The following is an 18,659-nucleotide window of genomic DNA, read 5'->3' as shown; positions in this document are numbered from 1 at the left end:
ATTCCGCACCCCAAACTGGCCGGGGGTAAAGTCACCCTGTGACTGTAAAATCGGCTACTCCTTGTCTCACTGCTTCGTTATTTATCAGCAAAGTAGGAGGCTTTAACCCGTAAGGAGCTAAACATGCGTCATTACGAAATCGTTTTCCTGGTTCATCCTGACCAGAGCGAACAAGTTCCAGCCATGGTTGAGCGTTACAGCTCAGCTATCAAAAACGACGGTGGTCAAGTTCACCGTTTGGAAGATTGGGGCCGTCGTCAACTGGCTTACTCCATCAATAAAGTGCACAAAGCTCACTACATTCTGATGAACGTAGAGTGCTCTGACGCTGTATTGGAAGAGTTGACTACCAACTTCCGTTACAACGATGCCATTTTGCGTAGCCTTGTTCTGCGTGAAGATGCCGCCATCACTGAAGAATCATTCATCATGAAAGCCGAAAAAGAAGGCCGTGAACGCAAAGCTCGCCCAGCGCGCGCTGAACGTCGTGATGACGCAGAAGACCTGTCTGATGAAGACGGTGTTGATGCAGATGATTTTGAAGAAGAGCAGGAGGTATAACCATGGCCCGTTTTTTCCGTCGTCGCAAATTCTGCCGTTTTACCGCTGAAGGCACCAAGCGCATCGATTACAAAGATGTTGAAACGCTGAAAGCTTACATCACCGAAACTGGCAAGATCGTTCCAAGCCGTATCACTGGCACCAAAGCTAAATACCAACGTCAGTTGGCTACTGCTATCAAGCGTGCTCGTTACCTGGCTTTGATTCCATACACTGACAGCCACGAGTAAGGGGTATAGAGATGGAAGTTATTCTGCTCGATAAAGTAGGCCGTTTAGGCGCTATTGGTGACAAAGTTACCGTTAAGTCTGGCTATGGCCGCAATTTCTTGTTGCCGCAAGGCAAAGCAATTGCTGCTACTGCAAAAAACATCGCTGACTTCGAAGCGCGTCGCGCTGGTTTGGAAGCGGCAGCTGCTGCAAAAATTGCTGAAGCAACTGCACGCGCTGAGAAACTGGCTGCATTGCAAGTGACTATCGCGGCTAATGCTGGTGACGAAGGCCGTTTGTTCGGTTCTATCGGCACTCGCGACATCGCTGATGCAATCACTGCAGCTGGCGTTGAAGTTGCCAAGTCAGAAATTCGCTTGCCACAAGGCGTACTGCGTGAAATCGGTCAATACGAGATCGACGTTCAGTTGCACGCTGAAGTGATTCAAGCGGTTAAATTGGCTGTTGTTCCAGAGTAATACTTTGGCGCACAGTTCTGCTGGTCAGCTTCTGCTGACAAGCTAGAGGAAATCGGGCACTATCGACAACCCTTTCGGGGTTTAGATGTGCCCGATTTTTTTTGCACCCAATTCGATCAATATCGATTAGACAAATAACTACGCCAGTGTTTTAACGACTTATGCCTGAATCCAGCTTCGAATCTGCCAGTTTTGAGGATCGCCTCGCGAGCCAACTCACCGCCCAGTCTGCACTGCCGCATTCGGTAGAGGCAGAACAATCGGTGCTGGGTGGTTTGATGTTGGATAACAACCGCCTGGATGCAGTGCTCGAAGTGGTCACCGAATCGGATTTTTTCCGCGAGGATCACAAACTCATTTTCCGCATGATGCTGGCGCTGCAGGAAGCCGGTCAGCCGCTGGACGTTATCACCCTCTCGGAAGAGCTGCATAAGCACGACGAATTGGAGCGTGTGGGCGGTTTGGGCTACTTGGTCGAAATGGCCAACAATACGCCAAGCGCCGCTAACATTGCTGCTTACGCCAAAATCGTACGCGAGCGTTCAACCCTGCGCCAACTGATTGCCGCCGCACAGGATATTAGTAAATCCAGTATGAACCCCGCAGGTCTGGATTCCGATGACCTGTTGCAGCTGGCCGAAAAACGCGTGGCCGAGATCGCTGAGGATCGCCCCAAAGAAGGTGGTTTGGTCGGTGTGAATGAGCTGCTGAAACAAACGGTGCAGCGCATTGATGAACTGTTCCGCTCCGGTAGTGACATCACCGGTGTGCCCACGGGTATTACTGACCTGGATCAGCGCACCTCCGGCTGGCAGCCGGGTGAACTCATTATTCTCGCAGCGCGTCCGTCCATGGGTAAAACCGCGCTGGCGCTCAACTTCGTGGAGGGCGCGCTGTTTAACCAGCCTAAGCCGGTGGTGGTGTTTAGTATGGAAATGCCATCTTCCGCGCTGGTGATGCGGATGATGTCCTCCATTGGTCGTATCGACCAAGGCAAAATGCGTAACGGTAAACTCACCGAAGAGGATTGGCCGAAACTTTCTTCTGCCGTTGCCAAACTCAAAGACAAATTGCTCTTTATCGACGATACCGGCGGTTTGAACCCCCAGGAAATGCGCGCCCGTATCCGGCGTATCGCACGTGAACACGGCAACCCCGGCATGATCATGGTCGACTACCTGCAGTTGATGACGGTTGCTGGCAGTGGTGAAGGCCGTACCCAGGAAATTTCCGAAATCTCGCGCTCGCTCAAAGGCATGGCCAAAGAATTTGAATGCCCGATGATCGCCCTTTCGCAGTTAAACCGCGGCGTGGAACAGCGCCCCAACAAGCGCCCCATGAACTCTGACTTGCGTGAATCGGGCGCCATTGAGCAGGACGCGGACGTTATCCTGTTTATCTACCGCGACGAATATTACAACGAAGACAGTCCTGACAAAGGCATGGCCGAATTGATTATCGGCAAGCAACGTAACGGCGAAATCGGCACCTGCCGCGCTGCGTTCGTGGGCAAATACACCCGCTTTGATAATCTCGCGCCTGAGTATTTCCAGCAGGATCAGTATTAATCGCTATCAATAGTAATCCCCAGTGAGTTTTCCCGATGAACAGCCAAGCCCGTCTGCTCGACAAACTCTGTGCCAGTATCGCTCCCGGAAAATTGGAGTGGATTGGTTTGCGCAGTGAGCGGCGCGGGGAAGTTGTGGTAGTTGATCAAGCCGAGGCGGTGGTGGGTTTGGGGTTGGTGGGCGATCACCGCATGAAAAAAACACCGGGATCAGCGCGCCAAGTGACGCTGATCAGCAGTGAATACATTGAGGCAATTTGCCGTCACACCGGACACTCCACGATAGACCCCCGCCTGTTGCGCCGCAATCTGGTCATCTCCGGCATGAATATGAATTTGCTGCGCTATCAGCGTTTGCAAATCGGCGAAGTGATCCTCGAAACCAACGCCCTTTGTCACCCCTGCTCGCGTATGGATGAAGCGCTGGGGGCGGGCGGTACAGCGGCGATGTTTGGTTACGGCGGTTTGTGTGCCAAGGTGATTCAGGGCGGCACTTTTACCCTTGGCGATGCGGTTGTTCGTTTACCCGTAATCGATAATCAGGCTCGGCTTTTCCCTTGATCAGGTAAGCCGGCGCACCCGGAAGATCTGGTTGTTTTTTGATCTAAAAATGTACTTCTCAATCCTGACCGTGTATTATCGCGCGCCCGAATCCAAGCTCGGTTGATGGGCAGTTTGAGGCAGTAATATGCAGGTTTTTCATCACATTCAATCCCTTCGTGAAGCCTTGGCGGCCGAGCGCAAAGCCGGTAAACGTATTGGTTTTGTGCCGACTATGGGCAACTTGCACAGCGCCCATATCGAGCTGGTGAAAATCGCCCAGCGCAATTGCGATGTGGTAGTGACCAGTATTTTTGTCAACCCGCTGCAATTTGGCTTGAATGAAGATTGGGATAAATACCCACGCACCTTGGCAGCTGATTCGGCCAAATTGGAGGCGGTAGGTTGCAACTACCTGTTTTGCCCCGATGAAAAAGAAATCTACCCTAATGGTATGGCCGAGCAGACGCGTGTGATAGTGCCAACCATGACCGATGTACTCTGCGGTGCGAGTCGCCCCGGTCACTTTGAGGGCGTGACAACCGTAGTCACCAAGTTGTTTAATATTGTGCAGCCGGACGAAGCGGTGTTCGGCATCAAGGATTTTCAACAGCTGGCGGTTATTCGTCGCATGGTGGAAGACCTGTGTATTCCGATTAAAATCACTGCCGGTGAGATTTTTCGCGAGGAAGACGGCCTGGCGATGAGCTCGCGCAATGGCTTTATCACTGCCGACGAGCGCCCAAAGGTCGCGGTGCTCAACCGCAGTTTAAATGCAATCAAACAGGCGATCACTGATGGTCGCCGCGATTTTTCAGTGTTGGTGGACGAGGCGCGCGCGCAGATTGAAGCGGCGGGTTTTCGGGTGGACTACATCAGCATTTGCAATAGCCGCACACTGGAAATGGCGGCACACGATGATCGGGAGATCACTATACTCGGCGCCATGTATACCCAGGGCGCACGACTAATTGACAATGTTTCTGTGGTGCTGGTCTAAACGCCGCCACTGCCCCAGTGATTCCCCGGAGGATTCCATGCTGACTCATATGCTTAAAGCAAAATTACACATGGCCAAAGTGACCCAGGCCGAGCTGTGGTACGACGGCTCCTGCGCGATTGACGCCGATCTGGTAGCCCTGGCTGGTATGCGTGAATTCGAGCAAATCGATATTTACAACGTCAATAATGGCGAGCGTTTTCACACTTACATCATTTTGGCTGAGCCGGGTTCAGGCACCTTTTCTATGAATGGTGCGGCAGCACGTAAGGTAGCGGTGGGTGATCGCGTAATTATTGCGACCTATGGCTATTTTAACGATGAAGAGCTGGCGACGCACAAACCCAAGCTGGTCTATTTAAATGAAGACAACAGCGTCAATCGAACCAGCAATACCATTCCTATGCAGATGGAATAAGTCTTATCCATGTGATGACTGTAATCTGAGTTACGTATAAAAGGGCGGATCAACCGCCCTTTTTTATGTCTGCGATTTAATCAATAAGAGTGTCTTTCCGGAGATATCACTATGTCCAAAAAAACCGATGAACTTCTCAAGCAGTTTGGCGCTGATGACGAGCCGCAAAAAGAACATAGCTTGCAAGAAAACGCCAAGGAGCGCGCTCTGCATCCCGATCATTTGAATGCGGGAACCGCGTTTGACTGGGAAGAAGTGGATGCCTACAAGCAGGAGTTGGAGCGCATGGATCGGGAGGGGCCGGGCACACCTAAGCGCTAATAGCTGCGCTTAGGCAAATAAACATTTTTTAACCTTGATGGACAACGTTGTCATTGAGATTTAAGCTCCAGAACTGCTAAGCTTGAAGCGATTTTTTGAGGGGCAGCTTTTGAGTTAGGTGGCGTGTGACATCGGAATCATTCCTGCAGCCTTTCCCGCGAATAACAAGATAACGTCGAAGAGAGATCAACATGTCTGAAGTCCATCTGTATCCGGTTCCCGAATCCTTTAAACGCAGCGCAGCGATCACTCTGGCGCGCTACAAGGAAATGTACGACCAATCAATCAATGCGCCCGATACCTTTTGGGCGGAGCAGGCAAAAACCTTCCTGACCTGGCAGCAGCCTTGGTCGCAAGTGACCAAAAGTGATTTGCGCAAAGGCGAAGTGAGTTGGTTTATCGATGGCAAATTGAATGTCAGTGTTAACTGCATCGACCGCCATTTACCGGCCCGCGCCAAACAAACGGCGATTATCTGGGAAGGCGATGATCCTTCCGAAGACCAATTTATTACCTACCAAGAATTGCACGACCAAGTTTGTCGTCTCGCCAACGCTTTGCGCGAACGCGGGGTGAAAAAGGGTGATCGTGTGTGCATCTATATGCCGATGATTCCAGAAGCAGCTTATGCCATGCTCGCTTGTACCCGTATCGGCGCGATCCACTCAATCGTATTCGGCGGTTTCTCACCCGAGGCGTTGAAAGACCGTATTCAGGATGCGGAATGTCAGGTAGTGATTACCTCGGACGAAGGTCTGCGCGGTGGCAAACGTGTGCCACTCAAAAAGAATGCCGATATCGCCCTGGCACAATGCCCCGGTGTACACACTTGTATCGTGGTTAAACGCACTGGCGGTGATATCGCTTGGGATGAAAAGCGCGATTTCTGGTACGAAGATCTGGTTGAGCGTCAGGCCAATGATTGTGAACCGGAGATCATGGATTCCGAAGATCCGCTGTTTATCCTCTATACATCCGGCTCCACCGGCAAACCCAAAGGGGTATTGCACACCACCGGCGGCTATTTGCTGCAAGCGGCCATGACCCACAAATACGTATTCGATTATCAGGAAGGCGACGTTTACTGGTGTACTGCCGACGTAGGTTGGGTGACCGGCCATAGCTATATCGTTTACGGCCCGCTCACCAACGGTGCGACCACGCTAATGTTTGAAGGTGTGCCCACTTACCCGGATGCTTCGCGCTGCTGGCAAGTCATCGACAAACACGGCGTCAACAGCTTTTATACCGCACCCACCGCAATTCGCGCCCTGATGGGCGCAGGTGACGACTATGTCACCAAAACCTCGCGCGCCAGTTTAAAAATCCTCGGCAGCGTAGGTGAACCCATCAACCCCGAAGCCTGGGAGTGGTACTACCGCGTAGTGGGTGATAGCCGCTGCCCGATTATGGATACCTGGTGGCAAACCGAAACCGGTGCTCACATGCTCACCCCATTGCCCGGTGCTATTGACCTCAAACCCGGTTCCGCAACAGTGCCTTTCTTTGGTGTGCAGCCAGTGCTGCTTGATCCGGAAGGTAAAGAGGTTATCGGCGCAGGCGAGGGTAATCTCTGCATCAAGGCAGCATGGCCAAGCCAGATCCGCACTGTGTACGGCGACCACCAACGCTGCATCGACACCTACTACAGCACCTATCCTGGCTACTACTTCACCGGTGACGGCGCGCGCCGCGATGCCGATGGTTACTACTGGATTACCGGCCGTGTGGACGATGTATTAAACGTCTCCGGTCACCGTATGGGCACTGCCGAAGTGGAAAGTGCATTGGTGCTGCACGACAAGGTTGCGGAAGCGGCAGTAGTTGGCTACCCGCACGACATCAAAGGCCAGGGCATTTACGCCTATGTTACCTTGATGGCTGGGGAGCAACCGAGTGACGAATTGAAGAAAGAATTGTTGGCCTTGGTGGTGAAAGAGATTGGCGCTATCGCCCGCCCCGACATTATCCAGTGGGCACCGGGTTTGCCCAAAACCCGCTCCGGCAAAATTATGCGCCGCATCTTGCGCAAAATTGCCGCTAACGAATTGGATTCATTGGGTGATACTTCAACGCTTGCTGATCCAGCGGTGGTGAATGAGTTGATTGCCAATCGCGCCAATCAATAGTTGTGCGGTAAATAATCGCGCGTTCCGCGCTCTACGTAAAACAAAAGGCCGCCTCACAAGGGTGGCCTTTTGTTTTACAATTCCACATCCTCTACTGCTGTTTAGATTCCCGCTTATGTCTACTAACAATTCTGATAGCGATTTCTTTCTCTCCCAGATGAAAGATGTAAAACCCATCAAGGTAGAAGAGAAAGTGGTGCTGGCATCGCCGCATAAGGACAAAACCAGTATCGCAACCCGCCGTAAGGCCGCTACTGCTGAGCTCGCGAAAGACCAAAACTTTCTCTCCGGCGAATATATAGAGCCGCTTGATCCGCTCGCCGTAATTGAATTCAAGCGCGATGGTGTGCAGCACGGTGTTTACCGCAGTTTGCGTATGGGTAAATACCAAATTGATGCACGGCTCGATTTGCACAATATGACCATCGATCAAGCGCGCACCGCTGTATTTCAATTTATTAAAGACTGCATGACGCACGATATTCGCTGCGCACTCATTACCCATGGCAAAGGTGAAGGGCGCGAACAACCGGCGCAATTAAAAAGCTGCGTTGCCCACTGGCTGCCGCAATTGGATGAGGTGATGGCATTTCATTCGGCACAGAAACGCCACGGTTGGCTTGGCGCCACTTATGTACTGCTGCGCAAAAGTGAAAAGAAAAAACAGGAAACCTGGGAGCTGCACAATAAACGCTAGTGGTGTTGTTAATTATCAATGGAGGTATTTATGCGTTATATCTGTGGCGCTTTTCTAATTGTATTCTTCGCAACGGCCAACATGGCTTTTGCACAGCAAAGCACCAAGCAGTTTGTATTGAGTAATACCGAAATTATTCCCATCCAATCAGCAATCACTGGCAGAGATCATGAATTAGTCCTGGTCTATCCATCCAGTTATAAAACCAATCCTGAAAAGAAATATCCGGTCCTTTACTATCTCGATGCTTATTGGGATACGCCACTACTGGTATCAACCTACGGCAATTTAATTTATGACAATCAAGTGCCCGAATTTATTATGGTTGGCTTGTCTTATCCTTCAGCTGCAGATTACGGCAAAGAAAGACGCATTGATTACACTTTTACCTCGGTGGATGAGGGTTCAGGCAAAGCTAATTTGTTTTTACAATTCATCCAACAAGAGGTTGCCCCACTCATAGAAAAACAATATCGCGGTGAAAAAGCCGACAGGGTAATTGCCGGTAATTCATTGGGTGGATTATTTACTATTGCCGCCGCTTATCAGGCGCCTGATTTTTTCAGCGGTTTTATCGCATTAAGCCCGGCAGTGGAGTGGGATAAACAAGCACTCGTGAAGTTGGATAACAGCTACGCAAAAACACACAAAGCACTCAATGGTCGTATGTTTATTTCTTATGGCACCACAGAGTATCCCGCTTTTCGCGACCCTATAATTAAATTCCAGCAGCAGTTAGTTGCACGCAACTACCAAGGGCTTAAGTTGCAAAATTATGCAATGGAAGGGCTTGATCACACCACCGTAAAAGGTGACGGCTATGTGCGTGGGTTAATGTGGGTGTGGAAAAATAAAAAGCCCGCAGGGCCAAGTGGGTTAGAGCGGGATATGACCGCAACGCAGTAATTTTTCAATTAAAAAGGTTTGACGCAAAAAATAACCAGAAAAAGGATTAGCCAAAACCTTGGCTAATCCTCTTAAAGTGCTACTTATCTTCTATCTCATCCACATCCACTTGCCCACTCATGCGGCGAGTGAAGTGCGACCAGCACATTCCTACGGCGAGCAATGCAGCTAGCAATATCTCAATGACCCAAGCCATTGCCGAGATGTCGGTAACGCTTAAAAATCCCCAGTAAACAAACAGCCATACTAGGCATGCAAAAAGCGCTGCGAGGGCAATTATGCCAATTAACCCGAGCGAGTTAAGCGTGGCTTTAATGTAGATTCCCCAGCCAATGAGCAAAATAACTCCCGCAATTACTACATAGGGCGTAATGTCACTGAAGCTGCTATGAACCCAGTGAAAATAAGAGTAGCCACTTGGGTTATAACTGAGTAGTACCAATAAGAGCGCGAACAAAAAGCGCAATGCAACGCCGCTGGCAGTAAGATTCATAATGTGTATCCTGATGATTGAGTAAAGAAATTATTAGCCGAACTATCTATAGTAAAAAGTAGCGACCTATCGCAAAAAATAGCAACCTATCGCGAGAGGTAGCGGCGATATTTTATAAAACCGATTTTGGCGTTCGGGTCGTAACCCATCGCCGTGTAAAAATCCTGTGCGTCGCGGTTTTCACTGCTGGTCTGCAACATAATTTTGGAGCAATCCTGCGCCAAGCAAAACGCTTCAATATAATCCATCATACTTTTGCCGATGCCTTCGCGTTTATAGTTGGCACTGACCACTACATTTTCAACCACTGCAAAAGGTTGGTTGTCGAACATCACATCCTGGCATAGACAGAGGAGTGCGGTGGCGATAATTTCGCCGCTATCATCGCACACTAGCAAGAATGTATTGCTGCTATTTGCTACTGCGTCAATTCGCTCTGGCAATACTGAGACGGGTGAGAGTGTATTGAGTTCGCGGTATAAATTAGTTACGGCTTCTGCATCTTCTTTTGTGGCGCGGCGAATGTGGCGCATGCTTAGTTTACCTTTTAAATTATCGGCTGCACCAACACCCAAGGTTTTATCACCACGGCCCATACCAATGCATTTTGTTCGTACCATGATTGGGCTTGGGTATCTTTGACTGCATCAACCAAGCCCGCATCCATCCAGATTTTAATTTGCGCGGCATTGTCAGCGACAATTTGGGCGGCGACGTGAGTTAGATCCAATGTTGGATCTACAGCGATGGCATTGCCGCTCGCGAAAAAACGCTGCAGTTCGTGCCAGTGAATTTGCGCGGTTTCCAAATTGATTTGTTGTTCGATTTCGTTTGTCATTTTTTCCTCGATATTTTAATCCCTCCCCGACGCTCGCTTTTTCAGATGGGGTTAGAGGGATTTGCTTTTTGCCTTCGCAACCTTTGAATTGCTTGGTTTATTTAATGCTGCGCTGATGGTATTGCCGGCATAAATTAATTTATCCAGATCAACACCGTGTTGAATACCCAAGCCATTTAATAAATAGACTACATCTTCAGTGGCGACATTGCCGGTTGCACCGGCGGCGAAGGGGCAGCCGCCTAAGCCGGCGACGGATGAATCCACTACGCTTACTCCCATTTCCAATGCGGCATAAATGTTAGCGAGTGCCTGTCCGTAAGTGTCGTGCATGTGCGCAGCGATTTTTTCAATGGGAATGTCGCGCGCGAGTGTTTCAATCAAGTGTTTGATTTGCCCTGCTGTACCTACGCCGATGGTGTCGCCCAGCGAAATTTCGTAGCAGCCCATGGCTAATAATTCTTTGGCGATACTGGCAACGGTTTGTGCATTTACTGCGCCGGAATAGGGGCAGCCGGCAACACAGGAGATATAACCGCGCACCGGGATCTGTTGCGCTTTGGCGGCGCTAATTAAGGTTTCAAAACGTTGGATACTTTCGCTAATGGAGCAATTAATATTCTTTTGACTAAAGGCTTCCGATGCCGCCGCAAAAATGGCCACTTCATTGGCGTTAACGGCAATCGCACGTTCATAACCTTGCAGGTTGGGGGTGAGTGCAGCGTAAGTTACGCCGGGTTTGCGTGCGACGCCAGAAAATACATCGCCACTGTCAGCCATTTGCGGCACCCATTTCGGGTTCACAAAACTACCGGCTTCAATATAGGTTAAACCAGCAGCGACTAAATTTTCGATTAATTGAATTTTGGTGGCAGTGGTGATGGTTTGCTTTTCGTTTTGCAAACCATCGCGCGGGCCTACTTCAACAATGCGTACCTGGTTGGGGAGAGTCATAGCAACGTGGTCATAATGATTGGAGCATCAGTTTAACAGATGCCTTTCACACCTTGAACACTTAGGCGCTAGTAGTGAGCAGCGCAGTCTCTGCCTGGATAAGCGCATTATTTAATTCAAGCAGTTGAATAGGTTTGGTAGCAAAAGCATTCATGCCACAGGCAAAGGCGCGTTCCGCATCCGCCTGTTGTACGCCCGCCGTGAGTGCGATGATCCAGGGTTGGCCCGCAACATTTTGTTGCGCCCTGATTTTTTCGGTAGCGGTGTAACCATCCATAATCCGCATTTGAATATCCATCAATATTATATCGATAGCCATTTCCCGGCAGATATCCACGGCCTCTGAGCCATCGGCTACGGCGGTAATATTGTTATAGCCCAATTTTGATAGCATTTTAATAATAAGCATTTTGTTAACGCTATTATCTTCTACCACCAGCACGCGTGTATTGCGCGGTTTTATTTCCAGAGGTAGGTTGGTGTTTTCATCTGTTGTCGACAGCAAGGAGTTTGATGTTGGTGAAATTTTTGTAGAGGGTTCGTAAGCTTTTTCGTGATAGATAAAACGGGCGGTAAAGAAAAAGCTGGTACCCAACCCCGGCGTGCTATCCAACCAAATGGTTCCGCCCATTTGTTGGATAATTTTTTTGGAAATCGCCAAACCTAGACCTGTGCCGCCATATTTTCGTGTAATCGAGTTATCGGCTTGGGTAAATACTTGAAACAGGTTGCCTTGTAATTCCGCTGGTATTCCTATGCCGGTATCCTGGACTTTAAACAGTAAGGTACAGCGGTGTTTGTTGTGCTGTTTTTCTTGCAGCTTAATGGTGAGTGTGACTGCACCTGTGTCGGTAAATTTTATAGCATTGCCAATTAAATTAATCAGTACTTGGCGAATGCGCGCCGAGTCTCCCTCTACATGCAGCGGTACATCATCAGCCAAAACATACTGTAATCCCAGATTTTTATTTTGTGCACTTTTTTTGAAAAGTTCGAGGGTGTCTTCAATTAATTCCTGCAGATGAAAAGGACGCATTTCCAGTTGGATTTGCCCCGCTTCTATTTTGGAATAATCGAGGATGTCATTAATAATTACCAACAAACCTTCGCCGCAGGATTGAATAGTGCGCACCAGTTGACGCTGCTCTTCAGTGAGTTGAGTGTCGGCCAGAAGTGATGCGCAGCCAATCACGCCGTTCATGGGGGTGCGAATTTCATGGCTCATCACGGCTAAAAATGCACTTTTGGCTTTTGCTGCTTCCTCGGCTTGCTCTTTTGCGTGCGCTAGTGCCTGTTCGGTTTCCACCAGTTGGGTGATGTCTCGTGTTAGCCCTACCAACCCTACCAGTTGATTGTGGTTGTCATACACCGGCGTTTTGATTGAGTCGGAATATTGTATGCTGCCGTCGGCATTTTCGACTTTTTCGCGGGTGCGTAATGCTATGCCGCTTTGTAGCATTACTTGCTCTTCGCGAAATATTTTTTGCGCTAACTCCGGTGTAAAACGCGGGGAGTCCAAATCGCTTTTGCCGACCCAATCGGCCATATTTTCAATGTGGTGTTGTTCGCGCCAGGCGCGGTTGCCACCGAGGTAACGCGACTGCGCATCTTTATAATAAAAACGATCGGGCAGTTGGTCGAGCAGGTGCATAAAATAATTGGCCGAGGTCAGCACCTGTTGTTGACGCGCATACTGCTCGGTAATTTCAAAAATGCGGCCTTCGTAAGTATGTTTAGGTGAGCCTTTTTGTGCTGATGCCTGCAGCAAAAACCAATGTTTTTTTTCAGGGCGGCTAATGGTGAAGCTCAGGTCTATAAATGTGCGCTCGCCATACATCAACTGATTTAAGTGGGTGTAAATATCGGGGCGGCATTCCAGGTCAACATTTCTAAAGGGGAACTCACTGTCGGCAATGAGCGATTCTGCCGTAATACCAAATATGTCTGCCAAATTGTTGTTGCAAAAACAGATGGTGCATTTACCGCTATTTTCCGCAGTAAAGGTAAATAGTATGCAAGGCAGTGATTCCGCAAAGGGCATTGGTACTCTCGATTTTTACAGAGTGTTGGCTTAAGTCTAGGTTAAATCGAGGGTGTTGCCAGTGGTGGGCAAATAAGGGTGGGGGAGGGGCGGATTGGTGTAGCCGCCAGCCCGGGAATGGGCTGGGTTAAGGGCAGATCTGCAGATGGGTTAATCCTCGCCCCAGCGCGGCATTAGATCCTGAGCGACGCCGAGCTGATCCAAAATGCGAGCCACAATAAAATCCACCAGCTCTTCTACCGACTGCGGTTGCATATAAAACCCGGGGCTGGCGGGCAATACAATCACGCCCATTTGGGTCAGCTTGAGCATATTCTCCAAATGGATTTCAGAGTAGGGCGTCTCGCGCGGTACCACAATTAATTTGCGACGCTCTTTCAGGGCGACATCGGCCGCGCGTTCAATCAAATTATTGCTGGCACCGTGGGCGATGGCAGAGAGGGTGCCGCCACTGGCGGGGCAAATGACCATCGAGGCCGGCGAGCTGGAACCCGATGCCACGGCCGCAAACCAATCGTCTTTGGCGAGTAGTTGTAGCTGGTCTTCATCGGCGCCGTAAAGTGAGCAGAGCATCGCCTGCTGGTCTTCCAAATCCCGTGGTAAATCCAAATCGGTTTCAGTGCGGATCACCACTTCGGCGGCACTGGAGATCATCAAATACACTTTGCAATCAGCGGCTAATAAACACTGCAATAAACGCAGGCCATACTGCGCGCCGGAAGCGCCGGTAATCGCGAGGGTAATAGTGCGTGGCGTTAGTGTTTGAGTCATTCGGTGTGCCTCAGAGTGGGTGAATCGGTGCGGAGCAAATCCCTTTTACAAAGGGGAAATTAGCTCCCTCCCTTTGAAAAAGGGAGGGTTGGGGAGGAATTTATTTCCCCAATACGTCCTTCACAAAGGCGAGGATGCTATCGTCCTGGCAGTTTTCAAAGAAACACGCCTGAAAGCGCTCGCCGGTCACGGCTGTTTTTACCAGTTCCGGGTCGATAGCGCGCAGGCCATCCAGATAACCTTTGGCGGTAGCGGTTTTTACGCTGGTGAGGATACCGGCATTGCGCACTTGTGACTCACGGCGCTCAGCGGGGTAACCTTGGCCGCGCACGCCGGTAAAAGCCTTCTCAAAAATAGTGCGAATATTCAACTCCGCACCCCAACCAAAACCCTTGGCAAAAGGCAGCGCCAGCGCATTGCCGTTGTTCACTTGCGCAAACAGGTATGCATCGGTCGGCTCTATGCAGTAACCGCAGAATACACCTGGATGCGCGTTCAGCGACATCATCGCGCCTTGGCCGGTACCACAACCGCTCACCACAAAATCCACCGCTTTGGAGTTCAACAGCAAGCTCGCCATGATGCCGAGGTGGATATAGGTCAGGTAATGATCATTGTCATCGCTCATGCCCACGTTATAAATGCTGTGTTGTTGCTCGGCAGCGACAGATTCCAGCTGCTGCAACACAATCGCGTTCTTCGCGGCCTGACTAAATTCGTTCATTAATGCAATTTTCATGGTTGAAGCTCTCTCAAAAGTGGAAAAAAGGTTTTTTGACAGGCTCTTTGGCACTGTTTGCTGGTAATGACCGATGTTTTGCTGAGGTGTTAATGATATAGAGGGAAGGGTGGTAATTGAAGGGACAGGGTGCTTTTTGTGGCTTAGTGCGATGGTGTCGCTTCGCAGTGCGGGTGGAGTTCAATGATACCCACAATTTTCACCACAGGTTTATCGCATGCGGTTTAGCAATCACCAGCCACATTATTGCCAATACACTGACCGGAATAATCACGATAGCAATGCGAGTTATATAGGCATGATAAATATGGAGTGTACGGGCGTGTTTGGTATCGTAACCCGATTCATTCAAGTGTGAAAAAATCTGCGGTAGTTTGATGTTGCCATACCATATGTCTGCTATTTCAAGCGGAAGAATGAGCGTAAAAATAATTAATAACTTCCATTGCAACCATGGAATTTGCAAAGTGTAAACAAGCGAAGCCATTGCAATGCCAGTACCCAACAATACAAAAAATGCAATGTGTTCAATAATTAATAAACGGATAAAAATTGTATAAGCCAAGTGTGTTGCCGGTGAGTGCTCACCAAGTTGTTTACGGTTGGCTAATAACATCAACCAACCACCCAAGCTCGGGCCAAGCCAGAATATTAGTGAACCAATATGTATCAGCTTGAGTGCAAAAAACCATTCAATTGTGGTCATTAGTGTTCAAGCCGATAATTGTCTGATTTGCGAAATACAATCAGCGTAATGGCGAACATCCACACTGTGCTCCACACCATACCTGCTGCTGTAAAAAACTTTGCAGTTTCCATCGAGTAGGTTGCACAAGCGATGCTCAAACCAAAACCAAAACACCATCCAGGTAAACCAATAAGCACCAGCTTGCGCGGAAGCTTTTTGTTGCTGAGCAAAAGTGCATTTAGCAAAAATCCACCAATGTTATAAAGCCCATTGCCAAGTGTTCCGGTCAATTGCATTGCTAGCGTTTCCAGCATTTGCATAGTCGCTAGCGAGGGATCGATTTGATGGCTGTAGGGAATAATAAAAGCAAAAATAATCTCTGCACTTAAATCGGGTGCTATACCCAGTGCTACCAGCAAAATACCCAATAATCGCCACTCGGACGAAGGTATGTACGGCAATAACAGGCAGCAAAAAGTTAATAATCCTAGTGCCGCCAGCATCCAATTAAGCCAGCCCAACTGCCAAATGCCTAGGTTGTTTTGAATAAACTCGTGGCGTTCGGCGATGCTATTGCCGGAGGCAGCTAGCCCGTCAGTCATTACAAAAGCCATTTGGAAGCAGGCTAGGGTTAGGATGGTGACGATTATTGTGCCCAGATAAACAGTTTTCTTTTTGTGAGTCATTTTTCAGAGTGTCGCATATGAATTATTGGCGGATATCACTTTCGCTTCACCCACTCTATTGTTGTCATCTAATCACAACGCGTGCTTAGTTAAATGATCAATTAATTTTTGATGCACACCACCAAACCCGCCATTACTCATAATCACAATATGAGTGTCTGGTTCGCTCAGCGAAATAGCGCAGTGAATTAATTCATCCAAATCGCGCAAAAGTTTTGCGGGCACGGGGCTTTTGTTGACGACTTCGTCCATTGCCCAATCGACATTGGCGGGTTGATACCAAAGAACATCGTCGGCATCGGTGACACTCTGGTTGAGGGCGTTTTTGTGTACACCCATACGCATGGTGTTGGAGCGGGGTTCGATGATGGCAATAATTTTTTGGTCGCCGACTTTTGCGCGTAAACCGGCGAGTGTGGTTTTAATCGCGGTCGGGTGGTGGGCGAAGTCGTCGTAGACTTTTATGCTGTGAACGTCCGCAAGAATTTCCATGCGGCGTTTTACACCGGCAAATTGTTCCAATGCTTTTGCGCCGTGTTCCGGTGTTACACCTACATGGCGCGCGGCGATGATTGCAGCTAAACCGTTATTCACATTGTGAATACCGGTTTGTTCCCAATTCACTTGCGCCACTTCTTCGCCGTTGTGCAGCACAGCAAATGAGGAGCCGTCCGCTGCTAACAGTTTGGCTTGCCATTCAGGAGTAGGGGCTTGCCATTCCGCTTTGTTTTCTACCGGTGAACTTTCATCGTTCGAGTTTTCATTGATGACTGCAAATTGTTGCTGCGGTGTCCAACAGCCTTGTTGGATTACTTCGGCGAGGGCTTTGTCATTGCTGGGGGAAATAATTAAACCATTGCTGGGAACCGTGCGTATCAAATGGTGGAATTGTTTTTGGATCGCGGCGAGATCGGGGAAGATATCGGCGTGGTCAAATTCGAGGTTATTTAAAATCACCGTGCGTGCATTGTAGTGAACAAACTTGGAGCGCTTGTCAAAAAAAGCGCTGTCGTATTCATCGGCTTCCACTACAAAAAACGGTGTATTGCCCAAACGTGCTGAGGTAGGAAAATTCTTGGTGACGCCACCAATTAAATAACCTGGCTCCATACCGGCGTACTCCAAAATCCACGCGAGCATCGACGAGGTGGTGGTTTTGCCGTGGGTGCCTGCAACCGCCATCACCCATTTGCCTTGCAATACATGATCGCGCAGCCACTGCGGGCCGGAGGTGTAGGCTATGCCTTGGTTGAGTACATACTCCACGCTGGCATTACCGCGGCTCATGGCATTGCCGATAATCACCAGATCCGGCGCCTGCGCCATATGCGGTGGCTGCAAATACATCGGGTCAAAACCCTGAATCAGCTCTATGCCCGCTTGTTCCAGTTGGGTGCTCATTGGCGGGTAAACATTGGCGTCGCTGCCGGTAACACGGTGGCCAAGCGCTTTGGCCAGTTGGGCGAGGCTGCCCATAAAGGTACCGCAAATGCCGAGAATATGAATATGCATAACAAGCTCTGTTTGTTGGAGAAAGGGACAGGATATTGGTGGGGATTAACCTATACTTTTCCTGTGATTGCAACTCTCGCATGGGCGAGCAGTTGCGCCGATCAATGTTCATACAACAGTGATAATAAGAGTATGAAATTACGCGCGTTTTTTATTGTTACCAGCTGCTTGTGGCTTTGGTGTGGGCTCGCGGTTGCCAGCACGGCGGAATTGCGTATTCCCAAGCCCAGGTCGGATTTGGATACCTCCTATGGCTATTACACCGAGCTGCTACACAAAGCCTTGACCAAAGCCGCGAAAGGGCGGCCTGTACCGGCATTGTTGCCGACGATGGATATGGAACAGGATCGTGCGGTACAAGAATTGATGCGCGGCCGCACAATCGATATTTATTGGATGGGGACGGATAAAAATCGCAATGCGGCGCTGCGAGCTATCCCGATTCCACTGGAGCGCGGGTTGATGGGCTATCGCCAATTTGTGGTACACCGCAAGCGTGTGGCTGAATTTGAACAGGTGCACAGCCTTGCCGAGCTGCAAAAATTTACCGCTTGTCAGGGCACTCATTGGCCGGACACCGGCATTCTGCGCGCTGCCGATTTGAAAGTAAAAACCAGTACTGGTTACGAAAATTTATTTAAACAAATTGCTGCCGGGCGCTGTGATTATTTTCCGCGCGGGTTTCACGAAATTCGCATTGAAATGAACAAGCGGGCGGGTGAATTTCCCGAGTTGGTTGCCTACGAACCACTGATTTTACATTACCCTTTTGCAGTCTACTTTTTTGTGCGTCAGGATAATCACGCATTGGCGGCCTGGGTGCAGGAAGGTTTGGAACAAATGATTGACGATGGTGAATTGCTTGCGCACATACAACAGCACCCGCATACCCGCCGCGCTTTTCCATTGGCGCGCCTCGCCGAGCGGCGCATCATCCATATTCCCAACAACAGTTTGCCCGATAGTGCTGATCAGCTCGACGCGCGCTATTGGTTTCAGCCCGCCGATTTTATTCTCTCTGCCAAGGTGCAATAACCTAAACAATAACAGCGCCTGCTTGTGCAGCGCGCGTTTGGTTGAGCCTGATTTTATGAAAAACAGTGATGTTTG

Annotated in this window: 22 protein-coding genes; 12 read left to right on the top strand and 10 right to left on the bottom strand. The window is 49.5% G+C overall.

The window, feature by feature from the left end:
* Positions 1–123: 123 nt before the first annotated feature.
* The 11 genes from rpsF (at position 124) to O59_RS12960 (ending at position 8,827) form a co-directional block, all read left to right on the top strand.
* Positions 124–561 carry a 30S ribosomal protein S6 gene (rpsF, locus tag O59_RS13010; RefSeq protein WP_007643441.1) on the top strand — a complete coding sequence of 146 codons (438 nt, stop codon included), beginning with the start codon at positions 124–126 and terminating at the stop codon, positions 559–561.
* Between the two features lie 2 nt (positions 562–563).
* Entirely contained in the window at positions 564–791 is a 228-nt protein-coding gene (rpsR, locus tag O59_RS13005) for a 30S ribosomal protein S18 (protein ID WP_007643439.1), read from the top strand.
* Between the two features lie 11 nt (positions 792–802).
* Positions 803–1,249, top strand: a complete 447-nt coding sequence (gene rplI / locus O59_RS13000; RefSeq protein WP_007643438.1) for a 50S ribosomal protein L9 — start codon at positions 803–805, stop codon at positions 1,247–1,249.
* 161 nt (positions 1,250–1,410) lie between these two features.
* Positions 1,411–2,817, top strand: coding sequence for a replicative DNA helicase (gene dnaB / locus O59_RS12995; protein ID WP_007643436.1), 1,407 nt, complete (start codon positions 1,411–1,413; stop codon positions 2,815–2,817).
* 35 nt (positions 2,818–2,852) lie between these two features.
* Positions 2,853–3,377 (top strand): MOSC domain-containing protein, encoded by a 525-nt coding sequence (locus tag O59_RS12990; RefSeq protein ID WP_007643434.1) that lies wholly within the window; start codon positions 2,853–2,855, stop codon positions 3,375–3,377.
* 127 nt (positions 3,378–3,504) lie between these two features.
* Positions 3,505–4,356: a pantoate--beta-alanine ligase gene (panC, locus tag O59_RS12985; protein ID WP_007643432.1), complete on the top strand. Its 852-nt coding sequence runs from the start codon at positions 3,505–3,507 to the stop codon at positions 4,354–4,356.
* Positions 4,357–4,393: 37 nt separating this feature from the next.
* On the top strand, positions 4,394–4,774 hold the full coding sequence (gene panD, locus O59_RS12980) for an aspartate 1-decarboxylase (protein WP_040392365.1): 381 nt from the start codon (positions 4,394–4,396) through the stop codon (positions 4,772–4,774).
* Positions 4,775–4,885: 111 nt separating this feature from the next.
* Positions 4,886–5,095 carry a hypothetical protein gene (locus tag O59_RS12975; RefSeq protein WP_007643426.1) on the top strand — a complete coding sequence of 70 codons (210 nt, stop codon included), beginning with the start codon at positions 4,886–4,888 and terminating at the stop codon, positions 5,093–5,095.
* A 191-nt stretch (positions 5,096–5,286) separates the two neighbouring features.
* Positions 5,287–7,224, top strand: coding sequence for an acetate--CoA ligase (gene acs, locus O59_RS12970; RefSeq protein WP_007643424.1), 1,938 nt, complete (start codon positions 5,287–5,289; stop codon positions 7,222–7,224).
* Between the two features lie 115 nt (positions 7,225–7,339).
* Positions 7,340–7,921: a DNA endonuclease SmrA gene (smrA, locus tag O59_RS12965; protein WP_081489709.1), complete on the top strand. Its 582-nt coding sequence runs from the start codon at positions 7,340–7,342 to the stop codon at positions 7,919–7,921.
* A 30-nt stretch (positions 7,922–7,951) separates the two neighbouring features.
* Positions 7,952–8,827, top strand: a complete 876-nt coding sequence (locus O59_RS12960; protein ID WP_040392363.1) for an alpha/beta hydrolase — start codon at positions 7,952–7,954, stop codon at positions 8,825–8,827.
* 79 nt (positions 8,828–8,906) lie between these two features.
* Here the strand turns inward: O59_RS12960 and O59_RS12955 are convergent, their stop codons facing one another.
* The 10 genes from O59_RS12955 to mpl form a co-directional block, all read right to left on the bottom strand.
* A complete protein-coding gene (locus tag O59_RS12955; protein WP_007643420.1) occupies positions 8,907–9,320 on the bottom strand; it encodes a DUF6524 family protein in 414 nt (137 codons plus the stop codon).
* 86 nt (positions 9,321–9,406) lie between these two features.
* On the bottom strand, positions 9,407–9,853 hold the full coding sequence (locus O59_RS12950) for a GNAT family N-acetyltransferase (protein ID WP_040392360.1): 447 nt from the start codon (positions 9,851–9,853) through the stop codon (positions 9,407–9,409).
* A 14-nt stretch (positions 9,854–9,867) separates the two neighbouring features.
* Entirely contained in the window at positions 9,868–10,158 is a 291-nt protein-coding gene (locus O59_RS12945; protein WP_007643418.1) for a DUF2288 domain-containing protein, read from the bottom strand.
* 51 nt (positions 10,159–10,209) lie between these two features.
* The gene (locus tag O59_RS12940) at positions 10,210–11,112 is read right to left on the bottom strand and encodes a hydroxymethylglutaryl-CoA lyase (RefSeq protein WP_007643417.1); all 903 of its coding nucleotides are present in this window, start codon (positions 11,110–11,112) and stop codon (positions 10,210–10,212) included.
* Positions 11,113–11,173: 61 nt separating this feature from the next.
* Positions 11,174–13,063, bottom strand: a complete 1,890-nt coding sequence (locus O59_RS21070) for a PAS domain-containing sensor histidine kinase (protein ID WP_007643416.1) — start codon at positions 13,061–13,063, stop codon at positions 11,174–11,176.
* Between the two features lie 240 nt (positions 13,064–13,303).
* Entirely contained in the window at positions 13,304–13,924 is a 621-nt protein-coding gene (locus O59_RS12930) for a flavin prenyltransferase UbiX (RefSeq protein ID WP_007643414.1), read from the bottom strand.
* A gap of 100 nt (positions 13,925–14,024) precedes the next feature.
* Positions 14,025–14,663, bottom strand: coding sequence for an RpiB/LacA/LacB family sugar-phosphate isomerase (locus O59_RS12925; RefSeq protein WP_007643413.1), 639 nt, complete (start codon positions 14,661–14,663; stop codon positions 14,025–14,027).
* Positions 14,664–14,862: 199 nt separating this feature from the next.
* Positions 14,863–15,369: a DUF2269 family protein gene (locus tag O59_RS12920; RefSeq protein ID WP_007643411.1), complete on the bottom strand. Its 507-nt coding sequence runs from the start codon at positions 15,367–15,369 to the stop codon at positions 14,863–14,865.
* Positions 15,369–15,953, bottom strand: a complete 585-nt coding sequence (locus tag O59_RS12915) for a hypothetical protein (protein ID WP_050977064.1) — start codon at positions 15,951–15,953, stop codon at positions 15,369–15,371. The genes O59_RS12920 and O59_RS12915 overlap by 1 nt, the downstream gene beginning before the upstream one ends.
* Before the next feature lie 156 nt (positions 15,954–16,109).
* A complete protein-coding gene (mpl, locus tag O59_RS12910; protein ID WP_007643407.1) occupies positions 16,110–17,549 on the bottom strand; it encodes a UDP-N-acetylmuramate:L-alanyl-gamma-D-glutamyl-meso-diaminopimelate ligase in 1,440 nt (479 codons plus the stop codon).
* A gap of 132 nt (positions 17,550–17,681) precedes the next feature.
* Between mpl and O59_RS12905 the strand changes: the two genes are divergently transcribed.
* Positions 17,682–18,584 carry a transporter substrate-binding domain-containing protein gene (locus tag O59_RS12905; protein WP_007643400.1) on the top strand — a complete coding sequence of 301 codons (903 nt, stop codon included), beginning with the start codon at positions 17,682–17,684 and terminating at the stop codon, positions 18,582–18,584.
* The last annotated feature ends 75 nt before the right edge of the window (positions 18,585–18,659 follow it).

Origin of the sequence: Cellvibrio sp. BR (assembly GCF_000263355.1) — a bacterium.
Classification (GTDB): domain Bacteria; phylum Pseudomonadota; class Gammaproteobacteria; order Pseudomonadales; family Cellvibrionaceae; genus Cellvibrio.
This window is presented reverse-complemented; position numbering and strand designations above follow the sequence as displayed.